This is a genomic window from Streptomyces sp. NPDC005803 (assembly GCF_040630435.1).
Taxonomy (GTDB): Bacteria; Actinomycetota; Actinomycetes; order Streptomycetales; family Streptomycetaceae; genus Streptomyces.
The window spans coordinates 1-13858 of sequence record NZ_JBEXXO010000022.1; the positions used below are offsets into that span (position 1 = coordinate 1).

15 protein-coding genes are annotated in these 13858 nt (G+C 69.7%); 6 read left to right on the plus strand and 9 right to left on the minus strand.

Annotated elements, in window-relative coordinates; all coding sequences use genetic code 11:
• Window positions 1-974 precede the first annotated feature (974 nt).
• Window positions 975-1799, plus strand: a complete 825-nt coding sequence (locus ABZ454_RS27750; protein ID WP_359541915.1) for an MBL fold metallo-hydrolase — start codon at window positions 975-977, stop codon at window positions 1797-1799.
• Between the two features lie 103 nt (window positions 1800-1902).
• Here the strand turns inward: ABZ454_RS27750 and ABZ454_RS27755 are convergent, their stop codons facing one another.
• The gene (locus ABZ454_RS27755; RefSeq protein ID WP_359541917.1) at window positions 1903-3093 is read right to left on the minus strand and encodes a PP2C family protein-serine/threonine phosphatase; all 1191 of its coding nucleotides are present in this window, start codon (window positions 3091-3093) and stop codon (window positions 1903-1905) included.
• Between the two features lie 380 nt (window positions 3094-3473).
• Between ABZ454_RS27755 and ABZ454_RS27760 the strand changes: the two genes are divergently transcribed.
• Complete coding sequence (locus ABZ454_RS27760; RefSeq protein WP_359541919.1) at window positions 3474-4670, plus strand: cellulose-binding domain-containing protein; 1197 nt, start codon at window positions 3474-3476, stop codon at window positions 4668-4670.
• A 352-nt stretch (window positions 4671-5022) separates the two neighbouring features.
• Here ABZ454_RS27760 and ABZ454_RS27765 read toward each other — a convergent pair whose 3' ends face one another.
• Together ABZ454_RS27765 and ABZ454_RS27770 are read right to left on the minus strand one after the other, a co-directional pair.
• The gene (locus ABZ454_RS27765; protein WP_359541921.1) at window positions 5023-5301 is read right to left on the minus strand and encodes a DUF5133 domain-containing protein; all 279 of its coding nucleotides are present in this window, start codon (window positions 5299-5301) and stop codon (window positions 5023-5025) included.
• Window positions 5302-5600: 299 nt separating this feature from the next.
• Window positions 5601-5864 (minus strand): hypothetical protein, encoded by a 264-nt coding sequence (locus ABZ454_RS27770; protein ID WP_356318667.1) that lies wholly within the window; start codon window positions 5862-5864, stop codon window positions 5601-5603.
• A gap of 446 nt (window positions 5865-6310) precedes the next feature.
• Here ABZ454_RS27770 and ABZ454_RS27775 point away from each other — a divergent pair, with 446 nt between their 5' ends.
• Window positions 6311-6784, plus strand: a complete 474-nt coding sequence (locus ABZ454_RS27775; protein WP_356318665.1) for a hemerythrin domain-containing protein — start codon at window positions 6311-6313, stop codon at window positions 6782-6784.
• 287 nt (window positions 6785-7071) lie between these two features.
• Here the strand turns inward: ABZ454_RS27775 and ABZ454_RS27780 are convergent, their stop codons facing one another.
• From ABZ454_RS27780 to ABZ454_RS27795, 4 genes are read right to left on the minus strand one after another with little or no spacing between them, the layout of a single operon-like run.
• A complete protein-coding gene (locus ABZ454_RS27780; protein WP_356318663.1) occupies window positions 7072-7473 on the minus strand; it encodes a response regulator transcription factor in 402 nt (133 codons plus the stop codon).
• Window positions 7470-8579: a PAS domain S-box protein gene (locus ABZ454_RS27785; RefSeq protein ID WP_359541925.1), complete on the minus strand. Its 1110-nt coding sequence runs from the start codon at window positions 8577-8579 to the stop codon at window positions 7470-7472. Before ABZ454_RS27785 ends, ABZ454_RS27780 begins: the two co-directional genes overlap by 4 nt.
• Complete coding sequence (locus ABZ454_RS27790; RefSeq protein ID WP_359541927.1) at window positions 8576-9232, minus strand: response regulator transcription factor; 657 nt, start codon at window positions 9230-9232, stop codon at window positions 8576-8578. Before ABZ454_RS27790 ends, ABZ454_RS27785 begins: the two co-directional genes overlap by 4 nt.
• A gap of 32 nt (window positions 9233-9264) precedes the next feature.
• The gene (locus tag ABZ454_RS27795; RefSeq protein WP_359541929.1) at window positions 9265-9693 is read right to left on the minus strand and encodes an STAS domain-containing protein; all 429 of its coding nucleotides are present in this window, start codon (window positions 9691-9693) and stop codon (window positions 9265-9267) included.
• 311 nt (window positions 9694-10004) lie between these two features.
• On the opposite strand from ABZ454_RS27795, the gene ABZ454_RS27800 reads away from it, so the two are divergent.
• Together ABZ454_RS27800 and ABZ454_RS27805 are read left to right on the plus strand one after the other, a co-directional pair.
• Entirely contained in the window at window positions 10005-10379 is a 375-nt protein-coding gene (locus ABZ454_RS27800) for a VOC family protein (protein ID WP_356318655.1), read from the plus strand.
• A gap of 83 nt (window positions 10380-10462) precedes the next feature.
• Window positions 10463-12424: an acyl-CoA dehydrogenase gene (locus ABZ454_RS27805; RefSeq protein ID WP_359541932.1), complete on the plus strand. Its 1962-nt coding sequence runs from the start codon at window positions 10463-10465 to the stop codon at window positions 12422-12424.
• A gap of 164 nt (window positions 12425-12588) precedes the next feature.
• On the opposite strand, the gene ABZ454_RS27810 is transcribed toward ABZ454_RS27805, so the two are convergent.
• The gene (locus tag ABZ454_RS27810) at window positions 12589-12759 is read right to left on the minus strand and encodes a hypothetical protein (RefSeq protein ID WP_356318651.1); all 171 of its coding nucleotides are present in this window, start codon (window positions 12757-12759) and stop codon (window positions 12589-12591) included.
• A gap of 178 nt (window positions 12760-12937) precedes the next feature.
• Between ABZ454_RS27810 and ABZ454_RS27815 the strand changes: the two genes are divergently transcribed.
• Complete coding sequence (locus ABZ454_RS27815) at window positions 12938-13378, plus strand: ATP-binding protein (protein ID WP_359541933.1); 441 nt, start codon at window positions 12938-12940, stop codon at window positions 13376-13378.
• 150 nt (window positions 13379-13528) lie between these two features.
• Here ABZ454_RS27815 and ABZ454_RS27820 read toward each other — a convergent pair whose 3' ends face one another.
• Window positions 13529-13702: a CsbD family protein gene (locus ABZ454_RS27820; RefSeq protein WP_359541935.1), complete on the minus strand. Its 174-nt coding sequence runs from the start codon at window positions 13700-13702 to the stop codon at window positions 13529-13531.
• Window positions 13703-13858 lie beyond the last annotated feature (156 nt).

A 13858-nucleotide genomic window follows, 5' to 3' on the forward strand; every position in this document is an offset into this window, starting at 1 on the left:
GGCTCCACGAAGCGACGCACGAAGAAGTCAACAACCCCGCGTCCACGCCGCACAGGTTAAAGATCAAGCTAAGGGCTGTCCCGTAATCCCTGGCGTGCGCACGACGACAGCTACGGCACCTCGCCGCGCTGTCGGAACGCCCGAATACATCCAGTACGCGGACGCTCCTCCGCCTTGCGATGCACCGCATCTGACGCCGCGCGCTGATCCACCAGGGATTACGGGACAGCCCTTATCTTGAGCCGCGCCTCGTCGTTCTCGCGCAGCGCGGGGCCCGTGTAGTGGTGAATGCCGGCCCCCATGACCCGCTTGACGCTGCCGTCGTACTTCCCGTCGATCAGGAGGTACTTCGAGTGAATGATCCGGCTGCTGGTGGACGATTTGCCGTCGTGGTCGTCGTTGCAACAGACCGGGGTGAATCCCGTCGAGGGTGTTCCAGATGGTGTCCGTGCTGTTGCCGGTGCCGGGATAGTAGGAGAAGAAGTACACCTTGTACGTGGAGAAGCTTGCGCTGGTGTATTTCCAGGTGGACCAGCTCTTGCCGACGAGGGCGTCGAAGTGGGTGCCGTGGGCGTTGTAGAGGGCCGGGGAGCTCTACTACGCCGAGCGGGAGAGGCTCAGGGTGCCGGGCCAGGCAGCGACGGGGTAGCCGCGGATCATGTGTGCCCCCCCGGCAGGCGCGACAGGGTGGCCCGGCCAGGAACCAGGGTCAGCCCCGGCAGGGGCGTGTCGCCTCCGGGCGTGCCGCTTATGTGGGCACCAGACTGCCTGATATCGGCTGATTCGACACAGGTTATGCGGGTACCCACGTGCATGGGTGGCGGACTCCCGTGAAGGTGCCGATGTCACCTCCCGCAGTGCGGTTCCCGGGGCGCCCGGTCGCACTGCCACGCAAGCCGGGCCCACCGGCATTGGAACCGTGGGAAGGCCGTCGGGATGTAGCCCAGGCCCCCCGGTGACGTTCAGGAGCAGCTATGACCCACATTCCCTCGGCGGAGCAGGTGGACGTCACCTTCATCGGCAACGCCACGCTCCTCGTGCGGTACGGCCCTCTCACGCTGCTCACCGATCCGAACTTCTTGCACCGAGGGGAGCGGGCCTATCTCGGCAACGGCCTCTCGTCACGACGGCTGCACGATCCGGCGATGGAACTGTCCGGTCTTCCCGCGCTGGACGCCGTCGTGCTCTCCCATTTGCACGGGGACCACTGGGACCGGCGGGCCCGGCGAGGGCTGGGCAAAGACCTGCCGATCCTCACCACGCCGCACGCCTCGCGCCGTTTGCAGGGGCTGCACGGCTTCTCCCGTGCGGTGGGGCTGAGGACCTGGCAGTCCCAGACGGTGGTGCGTGGCGACCGGCAGGTGTGTGTGACGGCACTTCCCGGCCGCCATGGGCCCAAGGGTGTCCACCGGCTGCTGCCGCCGGTCATGGGGAGCCTGTGGGAGTTCGGGACGGTGGGCCGCGCGCCGGATCACCGTCTCTACGTCACCGGTGACACCTTGATGTTTCCGGGCATCCAGGAAATCGCGCGCCGTTGTCCCGATGTGGGGTTGGCCATTCTGCATCTGGGCGGAACCACACTGCCCGGCGGTCTCCTGGTGACCATGGACGCGCGCCAGGGAGCCGAACTCGTCCGGACCCTTCGGCCAGGAAAGGTAATGCCCGTCCACTACGAAGAGTACGGGGTAATGCGGTCCCCGTTGTCAGACTTCCTGGCGGAAGCAGCCAGGCAGGGATTCGCGGACGAGGTGGTGCATTGTGCACGGGGCGATCACTTCACGTGGGGGAATCCCGCATAGATGTGATGCTCATTGCGCGTCGAGTCCCGGGCGGCCGTATCGCAGCGGGGGAGGAGCGAGCCTTTTCGCTTTTCGTTCCCCGCTGTGGTCGCGGTGAGTTCTTTCAGGGTTTCCCGGCGGAGGGAAGGCCCACCAGCGCCTGCAGTTGTTGGGGTCGGAACGGGGTCGGACCGTGCCACTCCACCAGCATGACGGTGGCGTCGTCGTTGAGGCGGCCGTGGTGATAGCCGAGATGGTGTCTGATCAGTCGGCGCAGGGTCTCCGGCACGGGCAGGTCGTCAGCGTGGTGGCGGATGAGGAAGTCGATCAGTCGTTCGAGGCCGAATTCCTGCCCGTCCTGGTTCCGCGCTTCGGTGATGCCGTCCGTGTAGAGCAGCAGGCGGTCCCCGGGTTCCAGTTGGTCGCGGCGCAGCGTGCCGGGCAGGCCCAGCCCCGTACCCAGAGGAGGGGCGGGCGGGCAGGTCAGGTGCACGACTGTACGGTTGCCGCGGATGACGACCGGGGGGTGGTGGCCGTAGTTCGTCCAGGTCAGCACGCCGGTGGGTAGGTGAAGTCCGCCCAGGAGGCTCGTGGCGTAACGGCGGCCGGCGAACTGCTCGGTCAACGTCCCTCCTACGCCCTCCGCGGTCTGCAGGAGATCCGCGCCCTGGCGGCGCCGGTTGCGGGCCGCGGCCAGCGCGAGGTTCGCGGTCAGTCCGGCGGCCGTGTCGTGCCCCATCGCGTCGAAGATCGAGAGATGCAGGGTCTCGTCGGCCAAGGCGTAGTCGAAGGCGTCCCCACTGACCTGGTAAGCCGGTTCCATGATCGCGCTGACCAGGACGCGGTCGGTGGCGAAGGTGCGCGGTGGCATCAGCTGCCACTCCATCTCGGCCGCCACCTTCATCTTCCGGCGGCGGACCAACTGGGAGTACGAGTCGCTCGTTTCACGCTTGCTCACCAGGAGGAGAGCGATCAGTCCGGCGAGAACGCTCAGGTCCTCGTCCACCTCCACCTGGGCCCCGGGGACACCCACTCGGAGCACCCCCAGACGCTCGGCGCCGTCCAGCAGGGGGACCCACCACTCGCCCTGCGTGGTGGACGAGGCCGGCAGGATCCGGCCCAGCTGAAACGCTCGCCCCGCGACGGTCCCCTCCACGGAGATCGAAGGCTGCGCGTCGGGTTCAGCGGGATCAGCACCGGCGGAGGCGGTCAGCAGATACAACTGTTCCTGCTGGAGATCGGCCAGATAGATCAGCACACGGGGCCAGCCCACCCGGGCGGCCCGCGACGCCACCGCGTTCGGCAACTGCTCCATGGGCATGAGATGGCTCGCGGAAATCAACCCGGCCAACGCCCCTGCACGCGTCATTCCCGCGCTTTTCATCCCCGAGCACCTCTCTGGACGGCCGACCCGCTGGCCGGCCGAGCTACCGGCGTCACCCCACCGGCCGAGGAACGGACACCTCGGACAGTAGGAGAATGACCGATTTGTCGTGGGAAGCGGTGAACGCCTCGCCCGGGGCGGCGAGCCGCGGCCTGTGAACGGCCGCTCCGTGCGGAGCTGAGGCCCACGGTGACCGGCCAACCCGGGCGGACCGACGTATTGACAGTACGCCGTCATGTCGCTGTGATGAGTGGGAGCGCTCCCATCCTGCACTGCCCTACGGTTCCCCAGCCCGAGGAGGCGCACATCCGATGGTTCCCGCACGATTACTGCGCAGACCCTGGACAGCGGCCGGAGCCGCCCTCGCGCTGGCCTTGTCCCTGTTCGTCGTGGTGCCCGCCAGCGGCTCGGCCATGGCGTCGGGATGCCGGGTCGACTACACCGTCAACGAGTGGGCCGGCGGCTATACCGCCCAGGTGCGTATCACGCATACCGGTCCCGAGCTGAGCGGTTGGCGGCTGACGTGGACGTACGACGGTGACCGGCACGTCACCTCCGCCTGGAACGCGACCGTCACGCAGACCGGCCACTCCGTGACTGCCGTCAACACGGCCTGGAACGGAGCGCTGACCAGCGGCGGTACGGTCGACTTCGGTCTGCAGGGGACCTGGCAGGCGGCCGACTCGGCACCCACCGACTTCGCCCTCAACGGCGTGTCCTGCGGCGGTGACGGCACCTCACCGCCGACCACGCCGCCGACCACGCCGCCGCCCACGACGCCACCTCCGACGACGCCGCCCCCCACGACACCGCCCTCCGCGTCATGCGGTGATGCCGCCGTCTGTGAGGACTTCGAGAACCAGGCCGGTCCGGCCCCCGCCGGCAACTGGCGGTTCACCGCACCCGACTGTCAGGGCACGGGCACGGCCGCCGTCGATACGGCCGTCGCGCACAGCGGCACCCGGTCGCTGCGGTTGGACGGGCGGGCCGGCTACTGCAACCACGCCTTCGTGGCCGCGACCGCGGACCTGTCGTCGGTCGGCCCGGTGCTGCACGTCCGCATGTGGGTGCGGCACACCACCGCGCTCCCGGCCGCGCACGTCACCTTCGTGTCGATGCCGGACAGCTCGCAGGGCGGCAAGGCGCTGCGGATCGGCGGCCAGAACGGCGCCCTGCAGTGGAACCGGGAGAGCGACGACGCCACGCTCCCGGCACAGAGCCCGGTCGGCGTGGGCCTGAGCAGGCCCATGCCGACGGGCAGCTGGCAATGCCTGCGGTTCGCGATCGACACCTCGGCACCGGGACTCGACACCTGGCTCGACGACGAGCAGGTGCCGGGGCTGCACGCCGACGGCGTACCGACGCAGGACGTCGACGGGCAGTGGCTCTCCCGGACCACTCCGCCGAGGCCTACCGCCCTGCGGCTGGGCTGGGAGAGCTACGGGACCGGCGACGACACGCTGTGGTTCGACGACGTGGTCGTCGGATCCTCGCCGGTCGGCTGCTGACGCCCGGCCGCCCGGCGAGCGAGGGAGAAACGGCGGCGGGCTGACGACGACACCGCGAGGGTGGAATCCGTCAGCCCGTCTCCGGCTCCGCTTGCCTCGCCTGAACGCAGGTGACCCGGGTCGTCCGCAGTGGGCGGTGGGAGACCTCGGTCGTGTGCAGGCCGTGCGCGCGGCCCTGGGTGCCGATGTCCGCCTGGGGGGCGCGTGTGCGACGCGGTGGTGGAGGCCGGCCGCCCGGGGACGGGAGGGACGGCCGTGCACGAGCTAGGCGTGGCCCCCGAATCCCCTCCTGGGACGATGACCTGCTGCCGCCCGCACACGCTCTCGAGTCGCCAAGCGCCGGCCTGCCACTTCAGACAGCAGCGGTGCCTGAACACGTGGGGCGGACGGCCGCCGGCCGCCTGCCCTCGTTCCGCGCCACCGCCACCTCGGGGGCGCTGGACCGAAGGAGCGCGTCGGCCTTCGCCAGAGCCTGCCTCACCTCGGAGACGCCCGTCATGACACACAGCGTGTACGCCGTGTCCTCGCGTTGCCGGACGGTGCTGGGGGTGGAACGGCGCTCGTCCTCGATCACCGCGTCGGCGTAGCGGGACAACGCGGCACGCAGGTCAGCAGGCGTGGGATGCAGCAAGGCCAACTCCTCATCCAATGGATTCGTCCTCCCGGCCGACACGGCAGCACGGGTGTCGTTCACGACGACGTCCGAATGCCCCGCTTCATGCGAAGCATTCCTGGGTTTCTCTGTGGTGTGTGTCCCCGGCCGGACGGCCGGGCGAGCCGGCACAGCGCGAGGACTGCCGTCGGCTCCGCTCCGTCCGCGGTCCCGAGGCGGCATCGCGAGGCCGGCCCAGCGGTTCGGCTGACGGTCGGCGGAGGGATGCCGCCCAGGCGATCCCCGCACAGGCGATCCCCGCACAGGCGGGCTGCCCGTCACCCCGTGGATTCGTCCGGGGTGGGGTGTTCCGGGTGGACGCTCGCGTTGCGGGCGGCGCTGCGGCCCGAGCCGGCCTCGTCGGGGTCGGGCTTGTCGGCCGCATCGGCCTCCGCCTCGCTCCCCGGCCCTGCGGCCGGGAGTACCACGTCGAGCGCGTCCTCGCCCTCCTGGACCTGCTGATCGGGCATATCGGCCGGTACGGGCGGCGGACTGCCCTTCGCCCCGGTGTAGGCGGGGCCCTGGGGCCTGCGGTCGGTCATGCTGCTCCTCCCGTGGGTGCGCGCCCACTGCGGGTGCGGCGCGGTCCGGTGTCGCACCTCGCGTACCCCGCGCGCCCGAGACGACGCACGGTCCGCCCCGCTGTGCCCTGTGCCGGGCACGGGCGATGCAGTAGGCAGGCTCAATTCCACGTCATCCGTGCGTCGCGCGCATCCGCTGCCGCGATTGCGGCGGAGATATCGGCACCACGGCCGTGCGCGTACCGGAAGGCGGGAGCCCTGCGGCGAGACGCGGGCAGCGGAAGGTGCGCCGTGCCGCAGCCGGCGTCATCAGGGCCGCCAGGGCCGCCGGCGGACGGTGAGCGGTGCACGGGGATCACTGGTGAGAGTTGCGGCACACGCGGGAGGCGGTACGTCGTGCCGCACCGGGTATACGGGGCCACGGGCGGCCGAGGGCGCCGCCCCGTACGTGACGTGAGGAGAACCTGATGGACGGGATCGTGCTGCTCAAGGAAGACCACAAGACGGTGGAGAAGCTGTTCAAGCAGTACGAGCAGGCCGGCGACAACGCCCACGCCCTGAAGCGGAAGATCGCCGACCGGGTGATCAGCGAACTGACCACCCACACCTGGATCGAGGAGAAGATCTTCTACCCGGCCGTCCGTGAAGCCGCCCCCGACACCAAGGACGACGTCCTGGAGAGCGTCGAGGAACACCACGTGGTGCTGTGGATGCTCTCCGAGCTCAAGGACCTCGACCCGGCCGACGAGCGGTTCGACGCCAAGATGAGCGTCCTCATGGAGAACGTGCGCCACCATGTCGAGGAAGAGGAGAAGGAGTGGTTCCCCGACGTCCGCAAGGCCATGGGACGCAACCGCCTCACCGAACTCGGCGAGCAGATGGAAGAGGCGAAGAAGAAGGCTCCGGGGGAGCCCCTCGCCGTCCCCAGCGCCGACCGGTAGCCCCACGCGCCGGCGAGCCGGGCCCGGTGGCCGCCCTCTCGGGCCAGGGCTCGGCATCCCCGCCCGAACCGCGGGGCCAGGCATCCGAGCCGAGAACTCCCCGGCCCGGTCTCCGGGTGCGGCGGCGCGGAGAGCGGCCGACGCCGTCGGCATGGGCCTGGGGCACCCTCGGCGGGCGGCCCAGGCCGATGCCGTCGCGTACGCGGGCCTTCGGAGCCGGTCCTCTCGGCGATGACGGCGGCGGCCAGGGCGGGAGCGGAAAGGGCCACCGCGTCCTCAGTGCGCGTCTATCGAGGGTGCGCCGCCCGGCGCAGGGCCGTGAGGAGTTCTCGATTACTGGCCCCTTTGAGCACGAACGCGCAGACGCCGGCCCCCGTCATCTGCTCGATGGAGCCCTTGTCGTCGTACGCGGAGAACGCCACGATGCGGCTGGCCGGGGAACACCGCGCGATGTCCCGGGCGACGGACGGGCCGCCGCCGGGGAAGCGGATGTCCAGGACCACGAGGTCCGGCTGATGGCGGCTCGCGAGCCGGAGCGCCTGCTCGTCGTTGCGCGCGGTGCCCACGACCTCCAGATCGGGCTGTGCTTGCACGACCTCGCGCAGGCTCTCCAGGAGCATCAGGTTGTCGTCACAGAGGATCACGCTGAACGGGGAGCCGGGGGAGTCGTCCGGTGTCGCCGCGGTCATGGCGCCTCGTCGGTCAGCGCCGGGACGGGAAGCGGAAGCGGATTGGGCACCCAGAACTCGACTGTCGTGCCCGTTCCGGGGCGGCTGTGCATCGACCACCATCCGCCTGCCGTCTCCGCTCTCTCCCGCATCTCGATGACCCCGAAGTGATCGCGGGTGCCGTCCTGGGACATCGGTGCGCCCGTACCGTCGTCCCTGACGTGCGTCACGATGCCCCCGTCAGCCGACTTGATACTGAGATCGACTCTGCTCGCATGTGCGTGCTTGTGCACGTTCAGCAGAGCTTCCTGAACGATGCGGAAGATGGTGATGGCGGTCTCGGGCGGGGGTTCCCGGTCCAGCTGGTGGTCGAAGGAGTAGGGCATCCCCCACGAGGAGCCCACGACGTCCTCCAGGTGACTGGAGAGCCCCTCGACCAGGCCATGCCTGTCGATCCCGGGCGGATGCAACCGGAAGGTCAGGCTCCGGAGGCGGCCGATCGCTTCCCGTACCGATGTGTCGAGACGCTGCAGTTCCGCGGCGTACGGCTCCGGCATGCGGTCCGCCAGCAGTTCCAGCCGCATGCCGACGGCGACCATGGCCTGGATGGAGTCGTCGTGGACGTCCCACGCGATGCGCCGTCGTTCCGTCTCCTGTGCCTGGACCAGGTGGTCGAACAAGCGGCGTCGCTCGGTGAGGGCGTGCTGCGCTGCCCGCCGTTCGGACATGTCCCGGGTGACCTTGCCGAAGCCCTGCAGTACGCCTTCTTCGTCCCACAAGGCGGTGATGACCACGTTCGCCCAGAACCGGGAGCCGTCCTGGCGGACGCGCCAGCCCTCGTCCTCCAGTCTCCCTTCGGCCACGGCGGTCTCGAGCTCCCACTGCGGCTTGCCCGAAGCCTGGTCCTCGGGCGGGTAGAAGACGGAGAAGTGCTGTCCGAGGATGTCCTCGGCCTTGTAGCCCTTGATCCTCTCCGCGCCCGCGTTCCAGCTGATGATGTAGCCCTGGGGGTCGAGCATGAAGATGCCGTAGTCCAGCACCCCCTGGACCAGCAGGGTGAAAGCCGCGTCCGACAACGGAGCGGCCTGCTTCCTCACCCACTTCCGCTGCTGCGGCTCCCGCGTCACTTGAGGAGTCCTTCACGTCGCGCGATGGTCACGGCTTCCAGCTGGGAACGTGCCTGCAGCTTTTCCAGCACCCGTTGGACATGGTTGCGCCCCGTGTTGAGAGCGACCCCCAGCTGCTCGCTGATCTCCGCGGTGGTGTGGCCCTCTCCCAGGAGATGGAGGGCTTCGCGCTCCCGCGGAGTGAGGTTCGCGCCGAGCCCCGGCGCCCGGCCGGTCAGCCTCTCCAGCACGTCGCCCAGGAGGTCCTGGCTGAACACCACCTCACCCGCCGCCACCCGGCGAACGGCCTCCTCCAGTTCGCTCAGACCGCGGGCCTTGAGGATCAGGCCCGCTCCGCCGGTCTCCGCGACGCGCGCCGCTACCGACGCGCTGCCCTCGCCGGCCAGGACCAGGACGCGCACGTCCGGCACGAGTGCCAGCAGATCGGGGATGGCGTTGACCCCGTCACCGTCCGGCAAGCGCCGGTCCATCAGTACGACATCCGGCTCGTACCGCTGCACGTCGGCGAGTGCCGACCCGACGGAAGCCGCGCGTGCCACGATCTGCAGATCGGGCGAGCGCTCCAGGGCAAGGCATATCGCCTCGGCCACCATGTCGTGGTCCTCGACCAGCAGGATCCTGACCGGTCGGCTGTGCGGGGGAGGTGAAGGCATCGGTGCATCCTCGGAGTGGGCGGATCGCCTGATCATGCCAGTTCTCTGAACGGCGACTCCGTAGTGGCCGCCGTTCCGTCCGCACGCGGAGCCGCGGCCGTTCCCGCCGGAGCGCCGTCTGCCGACTCCGGGGCCGTCCGCGTGTTTCCCGCGGTGAGGATGTCGTCGGCTCCGATGAGGCGGAGCAGCCGCGCCAACTGCGGGCCGACCCCTTCCACGACAAGATCCACGCCTGCGCGAAGAACGGCGATCCGTGCCCTGAGGAGAGCGCTCAGGCCGGCACAGTCGCAGAAGGAGACACCGGCCAGATCGAGGCACAGGCGGGGCGGCTCCTTCGCCAGGCACGCCGTCACCGCCTCCTGGACGACGAAACCGCTGTCCAGGTCGAGTTCGCCGACGAGAATCACTCGGACGACGCCCGAGCGAACCACGACACGCGAAGTGAACGGGTGAACATTCATAGCGCCCCGCACCTTCCCGTGTTCACGTGACGCGGGGAACTGCCCACCGCGGTGTCACGAGGCCTGGCTGCGGAGGGGCCCCCTGTCGTCAGCTGCCGCATCACTACCCCATAGTGTGAGGACATCAGTGTCGCCCTAGTGAATCTGCACTAGATGCAGAAGTCAACCCGCGTCGGCGGAGGCTGGCGCACCGCGCAGACGCGCAGAACGCCAGGCCGTGGGGCGGGTACTCCACCCGGACCTCTCATCGCCGACGGTCACGCCGCGCGGGGGAGGCGTAGCGGCGGGTGCCCGGGGGCAAGGGGGGAGGCATGACGACCACACTCGGCGCCTTCGTTCTCGGCACTCCCGACCCTCCCGCACTGGCCGACTTCTACCGGGCCCTGCTCGGCTGGCAAGAAGTCGAGCGCGAGCCGGAGTGGGTGCGCCTGAAAGCTCCGGAACGGGAACGCCCCAGCCTGAGCTTCCAGCTGGAATCCGATCACACCCCTCCGCAGTGGCCGCAGCGACCGGGGGCGCAGCAGATGCAAGCACACCTGGACCTCCAGGTGGACGACCTGGAGGCGGAGACCGAGCGGGCTCTCGCCCTGGGCGCGACGCTGGAGGAGCATCAGCCCCAGAAGGACGTGCGGGTGCTCCGTGACCCTCACGGCCATCCGTTCTGCCTCTTCCTTCCGGGCGCCTGAACGCCACCGGCCAGGCACCGGGGCATCGCCCTCGCGGCCGGCCGCGACGGCTTGATCGTCCTTGGGCGGGGTAGCGAAGTGGCATGGCCACTGACAACGCATCCACTGCCGCGAGCGGCTCCGCGCATCCCGAGGTCGACGTCCGGGCGCTGACCGGCATCCTCGACGGCGAGTACGCCGGGATCCGTGACCTCGTCCGGACCAACCTGGTGACGTACGCCTCCGTTCTGGAGGAGGCCGACGAGCTCGGAGTCGACGCCTACCGCGAGCGGGTGCGTGAGCTCGTGGTCGAGATGGCCGCGACGGGTCAGACAGGCATGGGTTTCCCGCGCGAGTACGGCGGGGGCGGCGACGTCGGAGCGTCGATCGCCGCGTTCGAGACGCTCGCCTTCGGCGACCTGTCGGTGCTGGTGAAGGTCGGCGTGCAGTTCGGGCTCTTCGGCGGCGCGATCCTGCACCTGGGCACCGGACGCCACCACGACGCCTATCTGCCGGACCTGATCACCGGGCGGCTGATGGGATGCTTCGCCATGACCGAGACGGGGCACGGCTCCAACGTGCAGGCACTCGGCACCGTCGCCAGATACGACGCCGCCGCCCAGGAGTTCGTCCTCACCACCCACGGCGACCAGGCGCGCAAGGACTACATAGGCAACGCTGCCCGCCATGCCGAGCTGGCGGTCGTCTTCGCCCAGCTGGAGGTGGACGGGGAGCGCGAGGGCGTGCACGCCTTCGTCGTACCGGTCCGGACCGGCGGGGAGGTGGCGCCCGGTGTCCGGATCGAGGACGACGGCCGCAAGATGGGCCTCAACGGCGTGGACAACGGCCGCATCTGGTTCGACGACGTGCGGGTGCCGCGCGAGGCGCTGCTCAACCGGTTCGCCGACGTCACCCCCGACGGCGTGTACGAGAGCTCGATCGAGAACCCGGACCGACGCTTCTTCACCATGCTCGGCACTCTGGTGCAGGGCCGGGTCAGCGTCGGCGGAGCGGGGGTCAACGCCGCCAAGGTCGCCCTCGCGATCGCCACGAAGTACGCAGTGCGGCGCCGGCAGTTCCGAGCGACCTCGGACGCGGAGGAACACGTACTCCTCGATTACGGTCTGCACCAGCGTCGTCTGCTGCCGCTCATCGCGCGCACGTACGCGCTGCACTTCGCACAGGACGTGGTGCGCACGGAAGTGCACGAGGTCTTCTCCGGTGTCAGGGACGACGAGAGCACGCGGCGCCGGCTGGAGTCACGGGCCGCCGGCACCAAGGCGCTCGCCACCTGGCACGCGACCCGGGTCGTCCAGGAGTGCCGCGAGGCCTGCGGGGGCGCCGGCTATCTCACGGTCAACCGGTTCGCCGCCCTCAAGAACGACAGCGACATCTTCACCACCTTCGAGGGCGACAACCACGTCCTGCTGCAGCTTGTGGCGAAGGGGCTGCTCACCCATTACGCGAGCGAGTTCGAGGACCTGGACCAGCTCGGGATGGTCCGCTACGTCACCAGCCTCGCGGTCGATACGGTCATCGAGAGGACGTCCGCGCACAAGCTCCTGGAACGGGTGCGTGACATTCTGCCCGGCGGCGACGAGTGGGACCAGGAAGCCGGCCTGCTCGACTCCGCGTACCAGCTCGCCATGCTCCGCTACCGGGAGGAGCACATGCTCGCCGGCGTGGCCCGCCGGCTCAAGCGGGGGATCGACCAGGGGCGCGACCCCGGAGACGTCTTCTCGCAGGCGCAGGACCACGTCATCGCCGTCGCCCACGCACACGTCGAGCGGCTGGTGCTGGAGGCGTTCGTCGACAAGGTGCGAGCGCTGCCCGAGAGCGGAAACAAGGTCGCGCTGGGCTTGTTGTGCGACCTGTTCGCCCTCTCGACGATCGAGGCGGACCGGGCCTGGTTCATGGAGCACGGCCGCCTGACCGTCCAGCGCTCCAAGGCGATCAGCCGGGAGGTGAACGAACTCGGCCGCAAGGTCCGGCCCCTCGCCGTCGACCTCGTGGACGCCTGGGGCGTCCCGCCCGAGATGCTGCGCGCGCCGGATCTGGTGGGCTGATCCGGGGGCCGCGCTCCTCCGTGCGGCCAGGTCCGGGACGGTGCCGGACGAGAACGACAGAACAGCCCTGGACCCGAATCGATTCGGGGCCAGGGCTGTTCTGTGCGGTGCGGGCAGGAAGTTCGATGAGCGGTCACCCGCACCTGAGGGCTCCCGCAGGAGCGTCAGCGTCTGCGGGAGGGGCGGCCGGCTCCGATGCCCGCGACGTGCAGGGCAAGAAGTGTCAGGCCCAGGAGCATGACGTTCACGGACGAGAAGACGTCGTTGGTGGTGATGTCCGCCGCGTTGATCAGGAAGGCGATGCCGAACAGGACGGCCGCTGCTATGCCGAGCATGAGGTGCTCCTCTCGAAGGGGGTGACGTGCGTGTGCCCGGACATCCCACGGACAGACCTCCTTTTCGGCTCGGCTTGCGATACCGGCCGGGCCGCGTGACGCCGCCGCGGGGGTGTGCCTCCAAGGCGGGGGTAAGAGGGCGGAGAGAGAGCGGAGAGAGCGGAGTGAGGGAGGGACGATGACGAAGGACACGTCGCTGCGCGCTGTGGGATGGGCGCAGACTTTTCCGGTGTCGCAAGGAGTGCGGGCGGGTCGTCGGTGGACGCGGGAACACCTGGCGTCCCTGAAGTGGACCGAGGACGCCCCCGAGACGGTGGACGCGATCCTGCTCAGTGTGTCGGAGCTGATCACCAACGCACACGTGCACGCACACAGTGACGCCCAGTTGGTCCTCACCTGGGACAGCCACTGCCTGCACGTGAGTGTCCACGACTCCGACCCCCTGCCGCCCGCCAAGCAGCCCGAAGACCTCACCATGACCGGGGGGCGCGGACTGGCCATCGTCGACGCGCTCGCCGACGGCTGGACGACGCATCCCCAGGCGTCGGGCAAGACCGTCACCGCCTGCTTCGTGCCCCCGGGCGCTCCGAAGCCCCGGCACGGTGGGGACGTCAGCTGAGTTGGGGGCGGGAGCGACGCGGAGCGGGAGGAAGGGCGCCCCGGTCCGGCATGGCCGGGGCACGCCTCACGCGCGTGAGGCCCGACATGCGTGTGGCCCGGCACGGCCGGGCCACACGCATGTCGGAGAGGGCGCGTCGCGCTCTCCGGGTCAGTGCTTGAAGGCGTCCTTCGCCTTCTCCTTCGCCTGGCGGGCGTCGCCCTTGGCCTGGTCGGCCCTGCCTTCGGCCGTGAGGCGTTCGTTCCCGACCGCGCGGCCGGCGACCTCCTTGACCTTGCCCTTGGCCTGCTCCGTCTTTGCCTGGGTCTTCTCATCGGCAGCCATGTCATTCACACCTTGCTCTGCTCGGCGTCAGGGACACTTCTCGTGTGACCGGTAGAAGCACGTGCAAACACCGCGTCGGTGGCCGGGTTCCGGGATGTCGTCGTCATCCACCATGACGAAGGGCCGAACCGCGTCAGCCCCCTTGGAGTCCGGCCC

Coding starts and splice junctions, on each gene's coding strand:
- ABZ454_RS27795 (WP_359541929.1), bottom strand. CDS start 9,693: ATGAATGTTCACCCGTTCACTTCGCGTGTCGTGGTTCGCTCGGGCGTC.
- ABZ454_RS27820 (WP_359541935.1), bottom strand. CDS start 13,702: ATGGCTGCCGATGAGAAGACCCAGGCAAAGACGGAGCAGGCCAAGGGC.
- ABZ454_RS27790 (WP_359541927.1), bottom strand. CDS start 9,232: ATGCCTTCACCTCCCCCGCACAGCCGACCGGTCAGGATCCTGCTGGTC.
- ABZ454_RS27800 (WP_356318655.1), top strand. CDS start 10,005: ATGACGACCACACTCGGCGCCTTCGTTCTCGGCACTCCCGACCCTCCC.
- ABZ454_RS27775 (WP_356318665.1), top strand. CDS start 6,311: ATGGACGGGATCGTGCTGCTCAAGGAAGACCACAAGACGGTGGAGAAG.
- ABZ454_RS27750 (WP_359541915.1), top strand. CDS start 975: ATGACCCACATTCCCTCGGCGGAGCAGGTGGACGTCACCTTCATCGGC.
- ABZ454_RS27770 (WP_356318667.1), bottom strand. CDS start 5,864: ATGACCGACCGCAGGCCCCAGGGCCCCGCCTACACCGGGGCGAAGGGC.
- ABZ454_RS27815 (WP_359541933.1), top strand. CDS start 12,938: ATGACGAAGGACACGTCGCTGCGCGCTGTGGGATGGGCGCAGACTTTT.
- ABZ454_RS27805 (WP_359541932.1), top strand. CDS start 10,463: ATGGCCACTGACAACGCATCCACTGCCGCGAGCGGCTCCGCGCATCCC.
- ABZ454_RS27810 (WP_356318651.1), bottom strand. CDS start 12,759: ATGCTCGGCATAGCAGCGGCCGTCCTGTTCGGCATCGCCTTCCTGATC.
- ABZ454_RS27760 (WP_359541919.1), top strand. CDS start 3,474: ATGGTTCCCGCACGATTACTGCGCAGACCCTGGACAGCGGCCGGAGCC.
- ABZ454_RS27755 (WP_359541917.1), bottom strand. CDS start 3,093: ATGGAGCAGTTGCCGAACGCGGTGGCGTCGCGGGCCGCCCGGGTGGGC.
- ABZ454_RS27780 (WP_356318663.1), bottom strand. CDS start 7,473: ATGACCGCGGCGACACCGGACGACTCCCCCGGCTCCCCGTTCAGCGTG.